Source organism: Pseudomonas sp. GM50 (assembly GCF_000282375.1).
Lineage (GTDB): Bacteria > Pseudomonadota > Gammaproteobacteria > Pseudomonadales > Pseudomonadaceae > Aquipseudomonas.
The window spans coordinates 28739-43548 of sequence record NZ_AKJK01000084.1 but is presented as its reverse complement, the minus strand read 5'-3'; the positions used below and the strand labels follow the sequence as shown (position 1 = coordinate 43548).

The 14810-nt window shown below is 58.0% G+C and carries 14 protein-coding genes; 9 read left to right on the top strand and 5 right to left on the bottom strand.

Annotation, left to right across the window (positions count from 1 at the left end):
• Nucleotides 1–47 precede the first annotated feature (47 nt).
• From PMI30_RS09495 to PMI30_RS09520, 6 genes are all read left to right on the top strand, one after another.
• Complete coding sequence (locus PMI30_RS09495; RefSeq protein ID WP_008011798.1) at nucleotides 48–896, top strand: glycine betaine ABC transporter substrate-binding protein; 849 nt, start codon at nucleotides 48–50, stop codon at nucleotides 894–896.
• Nucleotides 897–975: 79 nt separating this feature from the next.
• Nucleotides 976–2094, top strand: coding sequence for a quaternary amine ABC transporter ATP-binding protein (locus PMI30_RS09500; RefSeq protein ID WP_008011796.1), 1119 nt, complete (start codon nucleotides 976–978; stop codon nucleotides 2092–2094).
• Nucleotides 2091–2939, top strand: a complete 849-nt coding sequence (locus tag PMI30_RS09505; RefSeq protein WP_008011795.1) for an ABC transporter permease — start codon at nucleotides 2091–2093, stop codon at nucleotides 2937–2939. The genes PMI30_RS09500 and PMI30_RS09505 overlap by 4 nt, the downstream gene beginning before the upstream one ends.
• Nucleotides 2936–3787, top strand: a complete 852-nt coding sequence (locus tag PMI30_RS09510; protein ID WP_008011793.1) for an ABC transporter permease — start codon at nucleotides 2936–2938, stop codon at nucleotides 3785–3787. The genes PMI30_RS09505 and PMI30_RS09510 overlap by 4 nt, the downstream gene beginning before the upstream one ends.
• 12 nt (nucleotides 3788–3799) lie before the next feature.
• Nucleotides 3800–4798, top strand: coding sequence for a 4-hydroxyproline epimerase (locus tag PMI30_RS09515; RefSeq protein ID WP_008011791.1), 999 nt, complete (start codon nucleotides 3800–3802; stop codon nucleotides 4796–4798).
• Nucleotides 4799–4904: 106 nt separating this feature from the next.
• Nucleotides 4905–5918 (top strand): GlxA family transcriptional regulator, encoded by a 1014-nt coding sequence (locus PMI30_RS09520; RefSeq protein WP_177318851.1) that lies wholly within the window; start codon nucleotides 4905–4907, stop codon nucleotides 5916–5918.
• 108 nt (nucleotides 5919–6026) lie between these two features.
• On the opposite strand, the gene PMI30_RS09525 is transcribed toward PMI30_RS09520, so the two are convergent.
• On the bottom strand, nucleotides 6027–6407 hold the full coding sequence (locus tag PMI30_RS09525; protein ID WP_008011788.1) for a RidA family protein: 381 nt from the start codon (nucleotides 6405–6407) through the stop codon (nucleotides 6027–6029).
• 113 nt (nucleotides 6408–6520) lie between these two features.
• Complete coding sequence (locus PMI30_RS09530; RefSeq protein ID WP_238542005.1) at nucleotides 6521–7024, bottom strand: tautomerase family protein; 504 nt, start codon at nucleotides 7022–7024, stop codon at nucleotides 6521–6523.
• Between the two features lie 67 nt (nucleotides 7025–7091).
• Here PMI30_RS09530 and PMI30_RS09535 point away from each other — a divergent pair, with 67 nt between their 5' ends.
• On the top strand, nucleotides 7092–7979 hold the full coding sequence (locus tag PMI30_RS09535) for a LysR substrate-binding domain-containing protein (RefSeq protein ID WP_008011783.1): 888 nt from the start codon (nucleotides 7092–7094) through the stop codon (nucleotides 7977–7979).
• A gap of 159 nt (nucleotides 7980–8138) precedes the next feature.
• Here PMI30_RS09535 and PMI30_RS09540 read toward each other — a convergent pair whose 3' ends face one another.
• A complete protein-coding gene (locus PMI30_RS09540) occupies nucleotides 8139–8780 on the bottom strand; it encodes an FMN-dependent NADH-azoreductase (RefSeq protein ID WP_008011780.1) in 642 nt (213 codons plus the stop codon).
• A gap of 94 nt (nucleotides 8781–8874) precedes the next feature.
• On the opposite strand from PMI30_RS09540, the gene PMI30_RS09545 reads away from it, so the two are divergent.
• Entirely contained in the window at nucleotides 8875–9729 is an 855-nt protein-coding gene (locus PMI30_RS09545) for a LysR family transcriptional regulator (RefSeq protein ID WP_008011777.1), read from the top strand.
• Between the two features lie 123 nt (nucleotides 9730–9852).
• Here PMI30_RS09545 and PMI30_RS09550 read toward each other — a convergent pair whose 3' ends face one another.
• Both PMI30_RS09550 and PMI30_RS09555 read right to left on the bottom strand, forming a co-directional pair.
• Nucleotides 9853–10893, bottom strand: coding sequence for an AraC family transcriptional regulator (locus PMI30_RS09550; protein WP_008011774.1), 1041 nt, complete (start codon nucleotides 10891–10893; stop codon nucleotides 9853–9855).
• A 9-nt stretch (nucleotides 10894–10902) separates the two neighbouring features.
• Entirely contained in the window at nucleotides 10903–11817 is a 915-nt protein-coding gene (locus PMI30_RS09555; protein ID WP_008011772.1) for a GGDEF domain-containing protein, read from the bottom strand.
• Between the two features lie 446 nt (nucleotides 11818–12263).
• Between PMI30_RS09555 and PMI30_RS09560 the strand changes: the two genes are divergently transcribed.
• Nucleotides 12264–14792 carry a TonB-dependent receptor gene (locus PMI30_RS09560; RefSeq protein ID WP_008011770.1) on the top strand — a complete coding sequence of 843 codons (2529 nt, stop codon included), beginning with the start codon at nucleotides 12264–12266 and terminating at the stop codon, nucleotides 14790–14792.
• Nucleotides 14793–14810: the final 18 nt, after the last annotated feature.

The following is a 14810-nucleotide window of genomic DNA, read 5'->3' as shown; positions in this document are numbered from 1 at the left end:
ATTCTATAAGAGCCTAATCTCTAGTTAGACGTAGATCGGAGTTCGCCATGAAACAGATTTGGAAGGCAATCTGCGCTGTTGCTGTGGCTGGCATGCTGTGTTTGCCAGTTCATGCAGAAGAAAAAACAATCACCATGGGCACACTTTCATGGGAAGACTTGACGCCGATTACCGGTATAACAAAGAAGGTACTTGAGGACTCCGGTTATAGCGTAAAAGTCATAGAGTTTTCCGAGTGGGGTATTGCTTACGCGGCTTTGACTAAAGGTGATATCCAGGTACTCGCTTCGCAAACGGACTATGCGGCGAACGACTATTGGAACAAGAATAAAAACCGTCTGGAAAAACTCTCCCCGGTTTCTTACGGGCTCTACCAGGGTATTGCAGTACCCAAGTATGTGGATATCGATTCTGTCGAGCAGTTGAATGACAACGCTGAAAAGTTCGGCGGCAAAATCATCGGTATCGAGCCGGGTTCCGGTTTGATGAGCGATGCGACCAATGCGGTGAACGCCTACGGCATCAAGCTGAAATTGCTGGAAGGCAGTACCGCTGCCATGACCGCGGCGTTGAAGTCGGCAGTCGATCGTAAAGAGTGGGTTGCTGTCACCGTTTGGGAACCTTCATGGATGGCGCAAAAGTTTGACCTGAAGTTCCTCAAGGATCCAAAAGGTGTTTTCCCTCCACCACAAGGTTATTACTGGATCGGTCACAAAGACTTCTCAACAGCTTACCCGCGCGCGCGTGAAGTTATGGCGAGCGTGTATGTGCCGATTGCCGATATCACCGCGATAAACGGCGAGGTCAAGGATGGCAAAACCATGGAGCAGGCAGTTAAAGGCTGGACAGATAGCCATGCCGAACTGTTGAAGCGCTGGGAAAATATAAAGAAATAACGAACGTCCTTTTCTCCGCCACTGCCGCCCTTTGATTTAATTAGAGAAACCAGCAAAAACTGGTTCGACGGGTTACGAAATGACAACGGCCAAAATAGACACTAACGAAGTGCTGGTAGATTGCCAGTCAGTCTGGAAAATCTTCGGTAAAGCCGCACCTGCTGCGATGGATGCTGTCGTTCAGCAGGGGCTCACCAAGACCCAGATCCTGCAAAATTACAGCTGCGTAGTCGGGGTCTCCGACGTCAGTCTCCAGGTTCGCCGAGGAGAAATCTTTTGCATCATGGGATTGTCGGGCAGTGGCAAATCCACCCTGATCAGGCTTCTGAACAAACTCATCACACCCAGTGCCGGTAAGGTTCTGGTCAAAGGCAAAGACCTTTCATCCCTGACGCCCGCACAGCTGCGGGAGGTGAGGGCGCGGCATATCGGCATGGTCTTTCAGAGCGTCGCCTTGCTGCCTAACCGCACGGTTCTGGAGAACACGGCGTTCGGCCTGGAAGTGCAGGGCGTGGGCAAGGCCGAGCGTTATAAAGTGGCCGAGCAGGCGTTGGCCAAGGTGGGTTTGAGCGACTGGATTTCGCGCTACCCAAGCGAGTTGTCCGGTGGCATGCAACAACGGGTCGGGCTGGCACGGGCGATCACGGCGGACCCTGAAGTGATCTTGATGGATGAGCCGTTCAGTGCGCTTGACCCCTTGATTCGCAGGCAGTTGCAGGATGAGTTCCGCCAGCTGACCAAGGAGCTTGGCAAGTCCGCGGTATTCATTACTCACGACCTGGACGAGGCGATCCGTATTGGCGACCGCATCGCGATCATGAAAGATGGCGCGATCATTCAGGTGGGCACTGCCGAGGACATCGTCCTTAACCCGGCTGACGACTACGTAGCGGAATTTGTCGCAGGCATTTCCAGATTGCACCTGGTCAAAGCTCAATCGGTCATGACGCCCGTCGAGCCTTACAAGGTTGCGAACCCTGGTTGCGACATCTCCAGGCTAACCAAAACCTCGCCCGACGCGGATATCAACGAGCTTATCGGATTGACGATGAAGTCCGACCGCGATGCACTCGCTGTGGTCGATAACGGCGCAGTGGTAGGCGTCATTACGCTGCGTGATCTGCTTCGTGGCGTTCAAGGTATTCCGAATGAGTTCGCGGCCTCGTCAGCCGCCACTGTTCTGGAGGCGTCAACATGAGCACGCCTGACTTTTCCAACCAATTCGATTCGGCTGTCGACTCGAGCCTGGAATGGCTGATGGATAACGGCGAGTTTGTGTTCGACACCGCTAATACGATGCTGAAGGGCATTTACGAAAGCGTTCTGTGGTGTATTGCCTATCCCCCTTATTACGTCATCGCGATTGTCCTGGCCTTGATCGGCTGGCGGGCGGTTGGCGTTCGATTCGCGATTCTCACAGGCCTGGCGTTGATATTCTGCGACGTCATGGGCTTGTGGCCGGAAACGGTGAGTACCCTTGCCTTGGTACTGACCGCCACAGTGTTGGCGCTGGTTGTTGCGATTCCATTGGGTGTGTTGGCCGGTCTTGCGCCGTCATTTGATCGAGTCGTGGATCCGGTTCTGGATCTGATCCAGACCATGCCGCCTTACATCTATCTGTTGCCGGCAATTGCGTTGCTCGGCTACGGCCCGGCAACCGCACTGTTGGCGACCTTTATCGTTGCGGTGCCACCGGCCATGCGGCTGACCTCTCTGGGGATTCGCATGACCCCACAGGAGTTCATCGAACTGGGGGATGCCAGCGGCGTCACCCGGTGGCAGATGTTTTTCAAGATCCGGTTACCGTTCGCCATGCCAAGCATCATGGCCGGTGTTAATCAAAGCCTGATGATGGCGTTCGGCATGGTCGTGATCGCCGGCATTGTGGGTTCTGGCGGTTTGGGAGAATCCATCTATGGGGCGGTACGCACACTGGATATCGCCAAGTCGATCAACGCGGCCATTGCCATCGTCATTCTGACCATGATTCTGGATCGATTGGCGCAGAGCGCTGCACGGTCTCGGATGGGAGAAGCGCAATGACTACAATGGACATCCAATTTTCTCCAGGCGAGTTTCTGGCGCCCGCTGTGGACTGGCTGAACACTAATTTACACGGGTTGTTCAAGGGCATTAGCCAAGTCATCGAGGCGATACTCGGCTTCGTTGAAACTGCACTGCTTGCTCCCCATCCTTATTTATTCATTGGCCTTGTCGTTGTTGCGGCGTTCTTTTTCGCTAACAAGCGAGTCGCTGTTTTCGCTGCTTTGATGTTGGCTTTTTGTTTGTTCTCTGGCCTCTGGGTCGCTTCCATCCAGACGATTGCGCTCGTGTCCGTGGCGGTCTTGATATCGGTCTCCATCGCTTTTCCGCTGGGTGTCCTGGCGGCCCGTGTGAAGCGTGTAGATGAAGCCTTTTTGCCGATTCTTAACATCATGCAGACGGTGCCGCCTTGGGTTTACCTGATTCCCGCGGTAATTCTTTTCAGCCTGGGGCGCGTGCCGGCAATCATCGCGACGATTGTGTACGGCATTCCACCGATGCTCAGGTTGACGACCCTTGCCTTCAAGCAGCTGCCTAAGGATCTGCTCGAGTTGGGCCAGGCGTCCGGTGCTTCGCCAAGGGATATTCTGTTCAAGATAGAACTTCCGACTGCCGCACCCACGCTGTTGGTCGGGCTGAACCAATGCATCCTGATGTCCCTGGCGATGGTGGTGTTGGCAGGTCTGGTGGGGGCGGGTGGTCTTGGGGCTGAAGTGACCCGTGGTCTCTCCAGGATGGAGATGGGATTAGGGCTTCGAGCCGGCTTGGCGATTGTTGCTATTGCTCTGCTGCTGGATCGTCTGTCACGCGGCGCATTGCAGCGTCATTCCCCAAGCAAACTTCTCTGAAAGGGTTCCAGCATGCGACGTAGCTTTTTCTGCATTGACTCCCATGCGTGCGGAAACCCGGTGCGGGTGGTGGCGGGTGGCGGGCCTTTGTTGCCGTCCGTTTCGATGGCCGAACGACGTGAGATTTTCGTTCGCGACCATGACTGGGTTCGAACCGCATTGATGTTCGAGCCCAGGGGCCACGACATCATGTCCGGCGTGATCATCTATCCGACCACGCGCGATGATTGTGACTTTGGTGCCTTGTTCATCGAAGTTAGTGGCTGCCTGCCGATGTGTGGGGCGGGCACGATCGGGCTGTCGACCGTGGTCATTGAAGAAGGTCTGGTTACGCCTCGGGAACCCGGCAAGCTGGCGATCGAAACGCCGGCCGGACGCGTGGATGTCGACTACACCATGAACGGCGAGTTCGTTGACTCTATTCGTCTGTTCAACGTCGCCAGTTATCTGCACAGCGCCGACGTGGTGGTGGACGTGCCCGGCGTCGGAGAGCTCATTGTGGACATTGCCTTTGGCGGCAACTTCTATGCGGTGGTCGAGCCACAGGAGAACTGGGCCGGCTTGCAAGGGCTGACCACGGCAGACATCGTTGGCCTGAGCCAGAAACTGCGCTCGGCGCTGGCAGAAGTCTGTGATCCTGTGCATCCCGAGAACAGCAGGATCAGCGGCGTCCACCATGTCATTTGGTGTGACGACCAACACAGCACTGCAGCTGATGGACGCGGCGCGGTGTTCTACGGCGACAAGGCGATTGATCGGTCTCCGGGTGGCACCGGCACCTCGGCGCGCATGGCCCAACTGTTTGCCAAGGGACGGTTGCGCGTGGGCGATACGTTCCGCAATGAAAGCCTGATAGGGACGATTTTCGAAGGGAAAGTCGAAGCATCGGTAAAAGTCGGAACGTTTGAGGGTATCAAGCCAAGTATCGGTGGCTGGGCGCAGATCACCGGCCACAACACCATTTTCGTCGATGATAAAGACCCGCTTCGTCACGGCTTTCAACTGGCCTGATCGGTCGCATAATGGTGCTAGGGCTTTTTGAGCTTCTGCGGGTAGCATGACGCTTTATAAGCGCACCAAATGACAGATTGGCTAACGTAACCGAGTGGGTCGAACATTGATCGAACGACGTCAATTCAGCGGAGGCATGAAGGGGAAAAACCTCCGCTATCTGAATGAAAACCCTGGTGAGCCTGCTCGAATGACTCGGACAGGCTTTTTGCTGCTCGAGCATTTCTCGCTGCCCGCGTTCACGCAAGCGCTGGACACGATTGTCACCGCTAATCTTCTGCGCCCCGGCTTGTTCTCTTCCCGAACGTTCGGCTTGAATGAGGGAGAGGTCATCAGCGATTTGGGCCTGGTCATTCGGCCGGATGCACGTATCGATTCTTCAGCCATTCACAACCTGGACCTGCTGGTCATTTGCGGCGGCTACAGGACAGAACTGAAGGCGACTGATGAGTTCATCAGCCTGTTGCGAGCGGCGGCAGATCAGGGCATCAGTCTGGCCGGGTTGTGGAATGGTGCATGGTTCCTGGGCAGTGCAGGCTTGCTTGATGGATACCGTTGCGCCATTCACCCCGAACATCGTCCCGCACTCGCGGAAATCTCCAAGGCGACGCATGTCACCAGTGAACCCTTTGTGATCGATCGAGACCGGCTCACCGCGTCCAGTCCCTCTGGGGCATTCCATATGGCGTTGGACTGGATCAAGGAACTGCACGATAAAGCCCTGGTCGAGGGGATCGAGGACATTCTTGCGTTCGAGGAGTCTCGCTACCGGCGCATCAAACCGGCTGAAAATATTTGTGTGAGCGCGCCATTGCGAGAGGTGGTCAAGCTGATGGACGCCAACCTCGAAGAGCCTCTGGAGTTGGAGCAACTGGCGGTCTACGCCGGCCGTTCCCGGCGACAGCTCGAACGCTTGTTCAAGGAGCAACTCGGGACCACGCCGCAGCGATATTACATGGAGCTGCGCATCACCGAAGCGCGTCGACTCCTTCAACACACAGAGCTGTCCCAGGTAGACGTGCTGGTTGCCTGTGGCTTTGTGTCGCCCAGTCATTTCAGCAAGTGCTATAGCTCGTACTTTGGCTACAGGCCTTCCAAGGAAAAACGGCTGGTCAAATAGCCGCTTTTGAGTCCCGGTGAGGATCTCCCGACGGCGCAAAATCTGCCGTCGGGAATGGCCCGGTGGCGGCCGCTCGCTGGAGCCGGGCCATCGGACAAGTCCGCAGACTCAGCGCTTGGCCGCCATTGCGGTGACTTCCACGCGCATCCCTTCGACCGCCAATGAGGCCACGCCAACGGCGGCGCGAACCGGCCAGGGCTTGGCGAAAAAGCGCTTGTAGACTTCGTTGAAAGCGGCGCGGTCGGCCATGTCAGTGAGGTAGATGGTCAGATGCAGAACCCGGTCCATGGAACTGCCGGCAAGTTCCAACGCTACCTTGAGCGCTTGCAGGGTGCACTCGCTCTGCTCGGCGATGCCACCCAGCTCCAGACTGCCGTCGGCACGGGTAGGGATTTGAGTGGAGACCAACAGGCCACCGAAACCGGCGACATCGGAGGAAATGGATTCCGGGTCTGGGTCGGGGAGAAAGGTGATGTCGCGATTTGCCATGGGGGATCTCTTGCTTGAGGTGGTAAAGGGGGCCAGTTTACAGCCCCATCGTCGTGCTGTTGGTGAATCAGTTTCGAAAGCGCTCAAGGCAAGCAGACTGGACGCTTTGGCCTCTACACAGCAGCGGCATCTTCACCGGCTTGCTGCACTAACGCCATTGCGAACTTGCCAAAACCCACCGACCAGTCCGAATAGTCATTCTCATGCATGAAGATGAAAAGGTCTTGCGGACGAACCTGTGCTTGAGCGCCGAGATTGTCAGCAATTTTTTTGTAGAGCTCCCGCTTCATAGCGTCACTTCGACCTCTACGCATCGTAATTTCAATCACTATCAGATTGTCTGAACGAGCGACGCCATTGAAGGTGCGGCTGTAAAAAAATTGTTCCGGGTCATAGTCCGCTACCAGGTTGAACAGTTCATCCGGGGGCATGCCAATGCTCTCTATCAGCGCTTGGTGTATACCGTCGACGATGCGCTGACGTTGTTGCTGGCTAGTGCCTTTGATGACGGCTGTTCGAACGAATGGCATGTGAGAATCTCTCAATTGATTTGGAGTACGTCCCTGCAATACTGGCGTCCCCGGACAGGTAACCAGGCAGGCGAAAATCGGGGTCATCTTGCAAAACCGAGCCAAGCTTGGAAATCGATTTATGCGCCCGAAGTAATTGAGTTAAAGTCACTTAATGAAACGTCGCCTCCCTCCTTTAAATGCACTCCGCTCTTTCGAGGCCGCCGCTCGGCTGGGGAGAATGACGTCTGCTGCCGATGAGCTTTCTGTCACGCCTGGGGCGGTGAGTCGCCAGGTACGCCAGTTAGAGCTGAGTCTTGGGGTAGACCTGTTCGAGGGTACAAAAAATAAACCGCAGCTCACCGCTGCCGGCAAAGAGCTGCTGCCAGACTTGACGGCTGCGCTGGATCAGATTGAGGCCGCTGTAGGCAGAATAAGGGACACCGCGACGGGTATTCTGGACGTGTCTTGCTTCAGCACGTTTACGGTGAAGTGGCTGATTCCCCGTCTTTTCGATTTCAATGCGAAGTACCCTGATATCAAGATTCGCTTGAATTCCTTTGTCCACGCTACCGATCCGGGCCGAGACCGATATGACGTGATGCTCACTGCCGAGCAGGGCGTCCTTGAAGGTCAAAAAAATACCTTCCTGCTGTTTCCTGAAAGATTGGGCATCGTGCTGTCACCGACGTTATCTGCGCGTATCCAACTCACTGAATTGAGTTCTATTTTCCTGCATCCGCTACTGCACACAAAAACTCGCCCGAATGCCTGGGCAAGTTGGAGTGACGCGATTGGATACAAGGTGACCGCGCCGGTCGGAGTGGAGTTTGAGCACTACTATTTCACACTGGAGGCGGCGATTTCCGGCCTGGGGATTTGTGTCGCCCCTTGGCATCTGGTGGCCGACGACATTCGTCTTGGTCGTTTACTGGCACCGTTCGGATTCCACCAAAGTGACTACTCCTACATTGCGAAGCGAAGTCCGGGCCCTGACAAGAAACTGGATCTGTTTTGCACGTGGCTGGCATGCCAGGCTGAACAGGACAGCTTTACGGGTTGATCGCAATAAAAATAGGCGATCTCTAGAGACTCAATGCCAGTCAGTTAAGGTGCGAAACCTGTGGGAGCGGGCTTGCTCGCGAAGACGGCGGCACAGTCAACATTGATGTTGCCTGACACATCGCCTTCGCGAGCAAGCCCGTTCCCACATGGATTGCGCTTAACTAACGAGACTATCTGCCAGCCTCATGGCCTGCTGAGTCGCGGCCTTACGCGCACTCAGGTCAACGTCTTCCCCCAGGATGGTTTTCTCGACAATCACCGAGTGCACATCGCTCACGCCGATAAATTGCAGCCAGGCTTCCACGTAGGGCTTCTGAAAGTCGAAGCGCTCCGCTGGCGTGATCGACTGCGCCGAAAAATCCAGGCCGCGGGCGTACATCACCACGGCGGTTTTGTTGTGCAGCATGCCTTCCAGACCGCGCTCCGGGTCGAAGCTGAATAAAATGTCTTTCTGCGACACCAGGTCGATGAAGTGTTTGAGCTTGTACGGGATGCTGAAATTCCACAGCGGCACGGACATCACCAGGACGTCCGCGCGGTGCAGGAACCCGGCCAGGTCTTTCAAGGTGTTCCAGGCGTCTTGCTGCGTCGGGGTCAAGGGCGTGCCATTGAGCCCTGCGTATTTGGCGTCCATTGCCAGCTCGTCGAATTCCGGCAACACCATGTTCCAAAGATCGAGGGTGATGATTTCGGTGTCCGGGGTGTTTTCTTGATAGCGCGCAATAAAGCCGCGGGCGACTTCAAGGGAGGCTGACCGTTGTTTGCGCGGGGAACATTCGATATGCAGAAGGGTGGTCATGGCGTGTCTCGGGCGGGGAAGTTGGATCATTGCAACATAGTTTAATTTGGAATATAAATCGTGAATAAATAAGCCATTAATCACGAATAGAACTATGTTCGATGTGCTGTTGTTAAAAACATTCGTCACCGTCGTCGATGAAGACGGTTTCAGTCGCGCAGCCGAAAAGCTGCACCTGACCCAGTCTGCGGTCAGTGGTCACTTGCGGCGACTGGAAGAACAGGTCGGCAAACCGCTGTTGAAGCGTACGACCCGTTCCCAGCAATTGACGCCTGATGGCGAGCGCCTGATCGCTTATGCGCGGACGATCCTCGCGCTGAACCGTGATGCCTGGGCGCAACTGACGCGCACGCCGTTTCACGGACGGGTGCGGATCGGGGTGTCGGAGGATTTTGTCGAACCGCGATTGCTGCGGGCTTTTCAGGATTTCGCGGCGCAGTACCCGGGCATGGAAATCGACGTGCAGGTGGGCATTCCTGGCACGTTGCTGAACCTGATGAAGCAAGGCGATCTTGAGCTGGTCATCGGTTCTCTGTGCGAAACCAGCGAAGCGGGGTTGCTACTGTGGCAAGAACCGCTGGTGTGGGCCTGGTCGGCGCAGCCCGTCACCCAGTTACCGACACCGTTGCCGCTGGCGCTGTTCCCTGAGCCCTGCCCTTATCGTGAGATCGCGCTGAGGCGGCTGGCGCAGGCGGGGATCGCCCAACGTACGGCGATGTCATGCACCAGCACCGCCGGGTTGCGGGCGGCGGCGTTGGCTGGTTTCGCGGTAGCGCCCATGACGGTCAGTCAATTGGGGCAGGGACTGGCGGCTCTGGGTGCGGAGCAAGGATTGCCGGATTTGCCGGATGCGCAGTTTCGATTGTTTGCCTCTGCTGAAGCGGATCAGGCGATTGTGGCGACGCTCTCTCAGCTCGTTGTGGAGTATTGCTCCACGCGAAGGGCTTGACTGTCATTTTCGAGGCGATGATCGGCCCGAGCTGCCTGCGAGCCTGCGAGCCTGCGATCGGCTGCGTAGCAGTCGTAAAACCAGAAGTCGCGGTGTGTCAGTCAGACCGCGTCAGCCGGATTCCTACAGGCCGGTATTGAACAACTGACGGATCAAATTGGGCGTACTGCCGGTCCAGCGCTTGAACGAGCGACGAAAATTTGCCGCATCGTTAAAGCTCAGGTACTCGGCCACTGCTTCGTTGCTGAACCCCTTGATCTGGTACAGGTACAGGGCCACGTGCTTGCGCACCAAATCTACCTGCTGCTGGAAACCGGTGTCGTGTTTTTGCAGTTTGCGCTTGAGGGTCGCGGGGCTCATGGCGAAGGCCTGGGCGGCTTGTTCCAGGCTTGGGGTGTGGCGTACGTGGCGCTGTAAATAGCGGTACAGGCAGTCGAGAAAACTCGATGTGCAGCCCATCTGTTGCAGTTGCCCCTGAGCTTCCTGACGGGCGACCTGGCCCGCAGTGGCCGACGCATCGGGCCATCGCTGGGCGAGAAATTCCCGGGGGATGCGCATCAGGTCCAGAGGCCGATTGAACTGAGTGTGCTCGCCCAAATGCACCCAATATTGCTCGACGTAACGGGGCTCGGCATGGCTGAAACTGCATTCCCACGGCAGACGCTGGCCGCTCAGCGCGCGACTCATGGCCACCAGCGAGGTCATGCTCGCTTCCAGCAGAAAACGCCATTGCTCACCGGCCCCGCAACTGTCCAGCCAATAGAGATAGGCGTGTTTTTCATCCAGCACCAACCGCGGCGTCATTAACGGGCTGAGCAGCGCCTGCTGTTGCACCAGGGTGTCGAGTGCCTGGTGCAGGTTTTGGGCATGGCGCAGGGCGTGGCTGGCGGCGCCGTAGTGTCCGGGCAGCAGGCGCTGACCGAACAGAAAACTGCTGTCGTCGGCATCCAGCAGACGTCGGCTGTTGCCGATCAGCGCGAAAAACTGCTGGGGGCTGAGGCGGGTCTGACCCGCCAGAATGTCTTCATGAAACAGCCCGGTGCCGCGCAGCAGACGATGACTGTCGATGTCCCGGGACAGCGCCAGATCGATCAGGGTTGCCGGCTGGTAATGCCCGGGGATGAAACGGCTGTCGGTTTCGTACCACGTGGTTTTCAGGGTCATGGCCGGGCCTCAGGCCGTTCTGGCCAGAGGCTGCTTGGCCCGAGCCAACGCCAGGTTAAGGCGCTTGAGCAGGGCGTCTGGCGACTCGTTCAGCGCCATCACCACCGCCGTGCTCGCCGACAGTTGCAAGCGTTCGCCGTGCTGTCGGGTTTTGTGCGCCAGGCCCTGCACCGCTTGCTGCAGTTCCAGCGCCAGCAACCGTGCCTGGCTCTCGCCGGTATTGGGCAGCAGCACCACGAAACGGTCGCCGGCCAGTCGGCAGAGCAAGTCCTGGCGCCGCAGATTGAGCAGCAGCAAATGACTGAGCGCTTGCAGCACGGCGTCGCCTTCGGCATGCCCGAAGGCCTGATTGATGGCTGAGAAGTTGTCCAGGTCCAGCGCCAACAACGACAGCGGCTGTTGTTGGCCGTGGCTTTCCTCAAGGCTGCCGGCCAGTTGACGCTTGAGGTAATCGGCGCCGCCCAGTGGCGTGAGTTTGTCGAACAACCGATGCTCGCGGAACAGCCGCTCGCGTTTCTCCATCTGCGCGCTGATTGCCAGTTGTTCGCGGTGCCAGTGATAGATGCCGATGGTCAGCAGGATCATGCCAACCGGCATCGGCCCGGACTCCAGCCAGTGATCCCAGGTGATGCTGTCGGGCAGGCGAATGAACTCGTCGAGGCTGTCGATCCACCAGGAAAAAAAGATCCCGCTCAAACCCAGCGCCAGGTAATTGGTGACGCGCCCGGCCGGCCGACTCTTGAGCACCAACCCCAGCCAGACCAACGCCAGCAGCGCCGAACCGCCTTCACCGACGATGTCCAGCCAGACCCATTCGCTGACCGGCTTCAGCTCGCCGCAGGCCAGATGCAGGAGCAACCCCAGGTTGGCGGCCAACAGCAGCAGGGCGAGTTTCCAACGGTGGGGTTTGAGCACTGAGAACATGGCCGCGATCCTTTGGCGAAGAAGCAATGCGCGCCAGCACAGCAGATGTTTGTGACAGTCGGGTGACGGGGGTGTGAGGTCGAATCAGCTCATGGTGCTGCGGGATTTTCTGGTGGGTGCAGAACCTGTGGGAGCGGGCTTGCTCGCGAAAGCGGTGTGTCAGGCGACATCAATGTTGACTGTGCCGCCGTCTTCGCGAGCAAGCCCGCTCCCACATGGATTGCGCTTAACTGACTGACAGTTGGGCAAGCCTCCTCACCGCAGAAGCATTGTCAGCCGGAGCAAGTCATTTCAGCTCACTTCCCTCCCCGAAACCGCGCAAAACCCCGGTTTACCGCACCTCCCGCCACCCCCTGTCACAGAACCGTCATCCCCCGTCCCTAGCGTGCCCTCCCAGTTGCCGGGCCCTTTGCCTGGCGTTAACGGACTCTTGGGGGAGGACATTCATGTACAAGCGCAGCAGCACCGCAGGAGTGGTCGGCTTCACGCTCACCGCCCTGGCCATGGCGATCGCCAGTGAACGCCTGAGCGCCGCTGAAACCTCGGCGAACACCGAACACGTCGAAGTGGTGGGCCAGGCGGCGAGTATTGATCAGGCGCTCAAGGAGCAGCGCAGTTCCGACAGTATCAAGAGCGTGGTGCATGCCGACGGCGTGGCGCAGTTGCCGGACGAGAACGTTGCCGAAGCGGTGCAGCGCTTGCCGGGAGTCAGCGTCGAGCGCGACCAGGGTGAAGGGCGGTTTGTCAGCGTGCGCGGCCTCGGACCGGATCTGAACAGCGTGACCATCAACGGCACGCTGGTGCCCTCACCGGAAAGCGAGCGCCGGGCCGTGGCCCTCGATGTATTGCCCTCGGAGCTGGTGCAGTCCTTGTCGGTAATCAAAACCCTGACCCCGGACATGGACGCCAACTCCCTGGGCGGCACCGTGGATGTGAAAAGCCTCTCGGCCTTCGATCACAAAGGGCTGTTCTACACCGGCAGCAGCGAAGCGAGTTACGACAAGAATACCCACCAGACCAGCCCGAAATTTTCCGGCGCCGTCAGTGATCGCTTCAGCCTTGGCGACGGCATCGACAACTTCGGCGTCGCCGCCGCGTTGAGCTGGCAGAAGCGCGACTTCGGCTCGGACAACGTCGAAACCGGCGGCGCCTGGGACTTCGAGCAAGGCGCCAAATTGCAGGAGTTCGAGCAACGCGACTACGACATCAGCCGTGAACGCTCCGGTGGCGGCCTGAACTTCGATTACAAGCCTGACGACCTCAGCAGCTATTACCTGCGCACCCTGTACAGCCGCTACAAGGACAGCGAGACGCGCAATTCCACCAGCCTCGAATTCGCCGACCCGCTGGCGGCGGGGGAGTTGGGTGATGCCGAAGGCTCCCGCAAACTCAAGCAGCGAGAAGAGACCCAGGAAATCCAGTCCTACGTATTGGGCGGCGAGCGTATGTTCGGCCTCTGGACCCTCAGCGGCCAGGCCGGCTACAGCCGCTCCAGCGAAGACAGCCCGGGCCACATCGCCAACGCCGCATTCAACGGCACCGACGATTTCGCCGACAGCGGTTTCTACGACAACGACAAGCCGCGGCCCATCATCGGTCAGGGCTTTTACAACCCGAGCAACTTCAGCCTCGACAAGGTCGAGTGGGAAAAACAGAAAGCCACCGACACCGAGAAAAACCTGCGCCTGGACCTGGCCCGCGACTACGACCTCAGCGGCTATGCGTCCCAGGTCAAATTCGGCGGCAAGGTCAGCCGCCGCAACAAAGACAATAACCTCGACGCCTGGGTCTATGAAGATTTCGACGATCTGGGTTTCAGCGATGAACAGCTCAACCTCAGCCGATTCCAGAAAGGCACCGTCGATTACCGCCTCGGCCAGTTCGGCCCGGGCATCAGTGGCAGCGCTATCAAACAGTTGATCGGTGGCCTGAATCAGGCGGACTTCTACGACGAGACCGAATCGCGGGTCAACGACTTCAAGATCAGCGAAGACATCAACGCCGGCTACCTGATGAACACCATCGATATCGATGACTGGCGTTTCATTGCCGGCATGCGCTACGAAGGCACCGAGTTCGAAGCCAAGGGCACCGGCGCCACCGATGGCGAGTTCCAGTCCACCGAAACCAAACGCCGTTATCACCACTGGTTGCCGGGCCTGCATGCGCGCTATCAACTGGACAAGAATACTCAGGTGCGCGCGGCCTGGACCAAGTCCGTGGTGCGCCCGACTTTCGGCCAACTGGCGCCGGGTTTTGTCATCGACGATGACGAGGCGAGCTTCGGCAACCCGGACCTCAAGCCGTTGGAATCCAGCAACCTCGACCTCGGCATCGAGCACTACATGGGCCATGCCGGCACGGTCTCGGCGTTCGTGTTCTATAAAGACATCAAGAACTTCGTCTACAACACCGACCTGGCCGGCACCGGCGCCTGGGCCGATTTCTCCGAGGCTCACACGTTCGCCAACGGCGACAGCGCCAAACTCTATGGCCTGGAACTGGCCTACTCGCAGAAATTCGACTGGCTGCCCGCACCCTGGAACGGCCTGCTGCTCGGCGCCAACACCACCTTCAGCCGCTCCGATGCCGAGATCGAAGGCTTCGACGCCGCCAGTGGGATCAACCGCAAACGCAGCATCGATTTGCCCAATCAGTCCGACACCGTCGGCAACCTGATGCTTGGGTGGGAAGACGACAAGTTGAGTCTGCGCCTGTCTGCCAACTACAAGTCCGATTACCTCTTTGAGTTGGCCTCGATCAACGACAAGGCCCACGACCTGCACGTCGATGCCCAGACCTTCGTCGATTTCAGCGCGCGCTATTCGCTGACCAAAAACCTGCAAGTCAGCTTCGAGGCGCAGAACCTCACCGACGAGCCGTACTTCGTCTACACCGGCAACCGCTCCTACAACGGCCAATACGAAGAATACGGCCCGACCTACAAGCTCGGCCTGACCTTCACCCACTTCTAAGCCCCGGGGCGGCAGCCC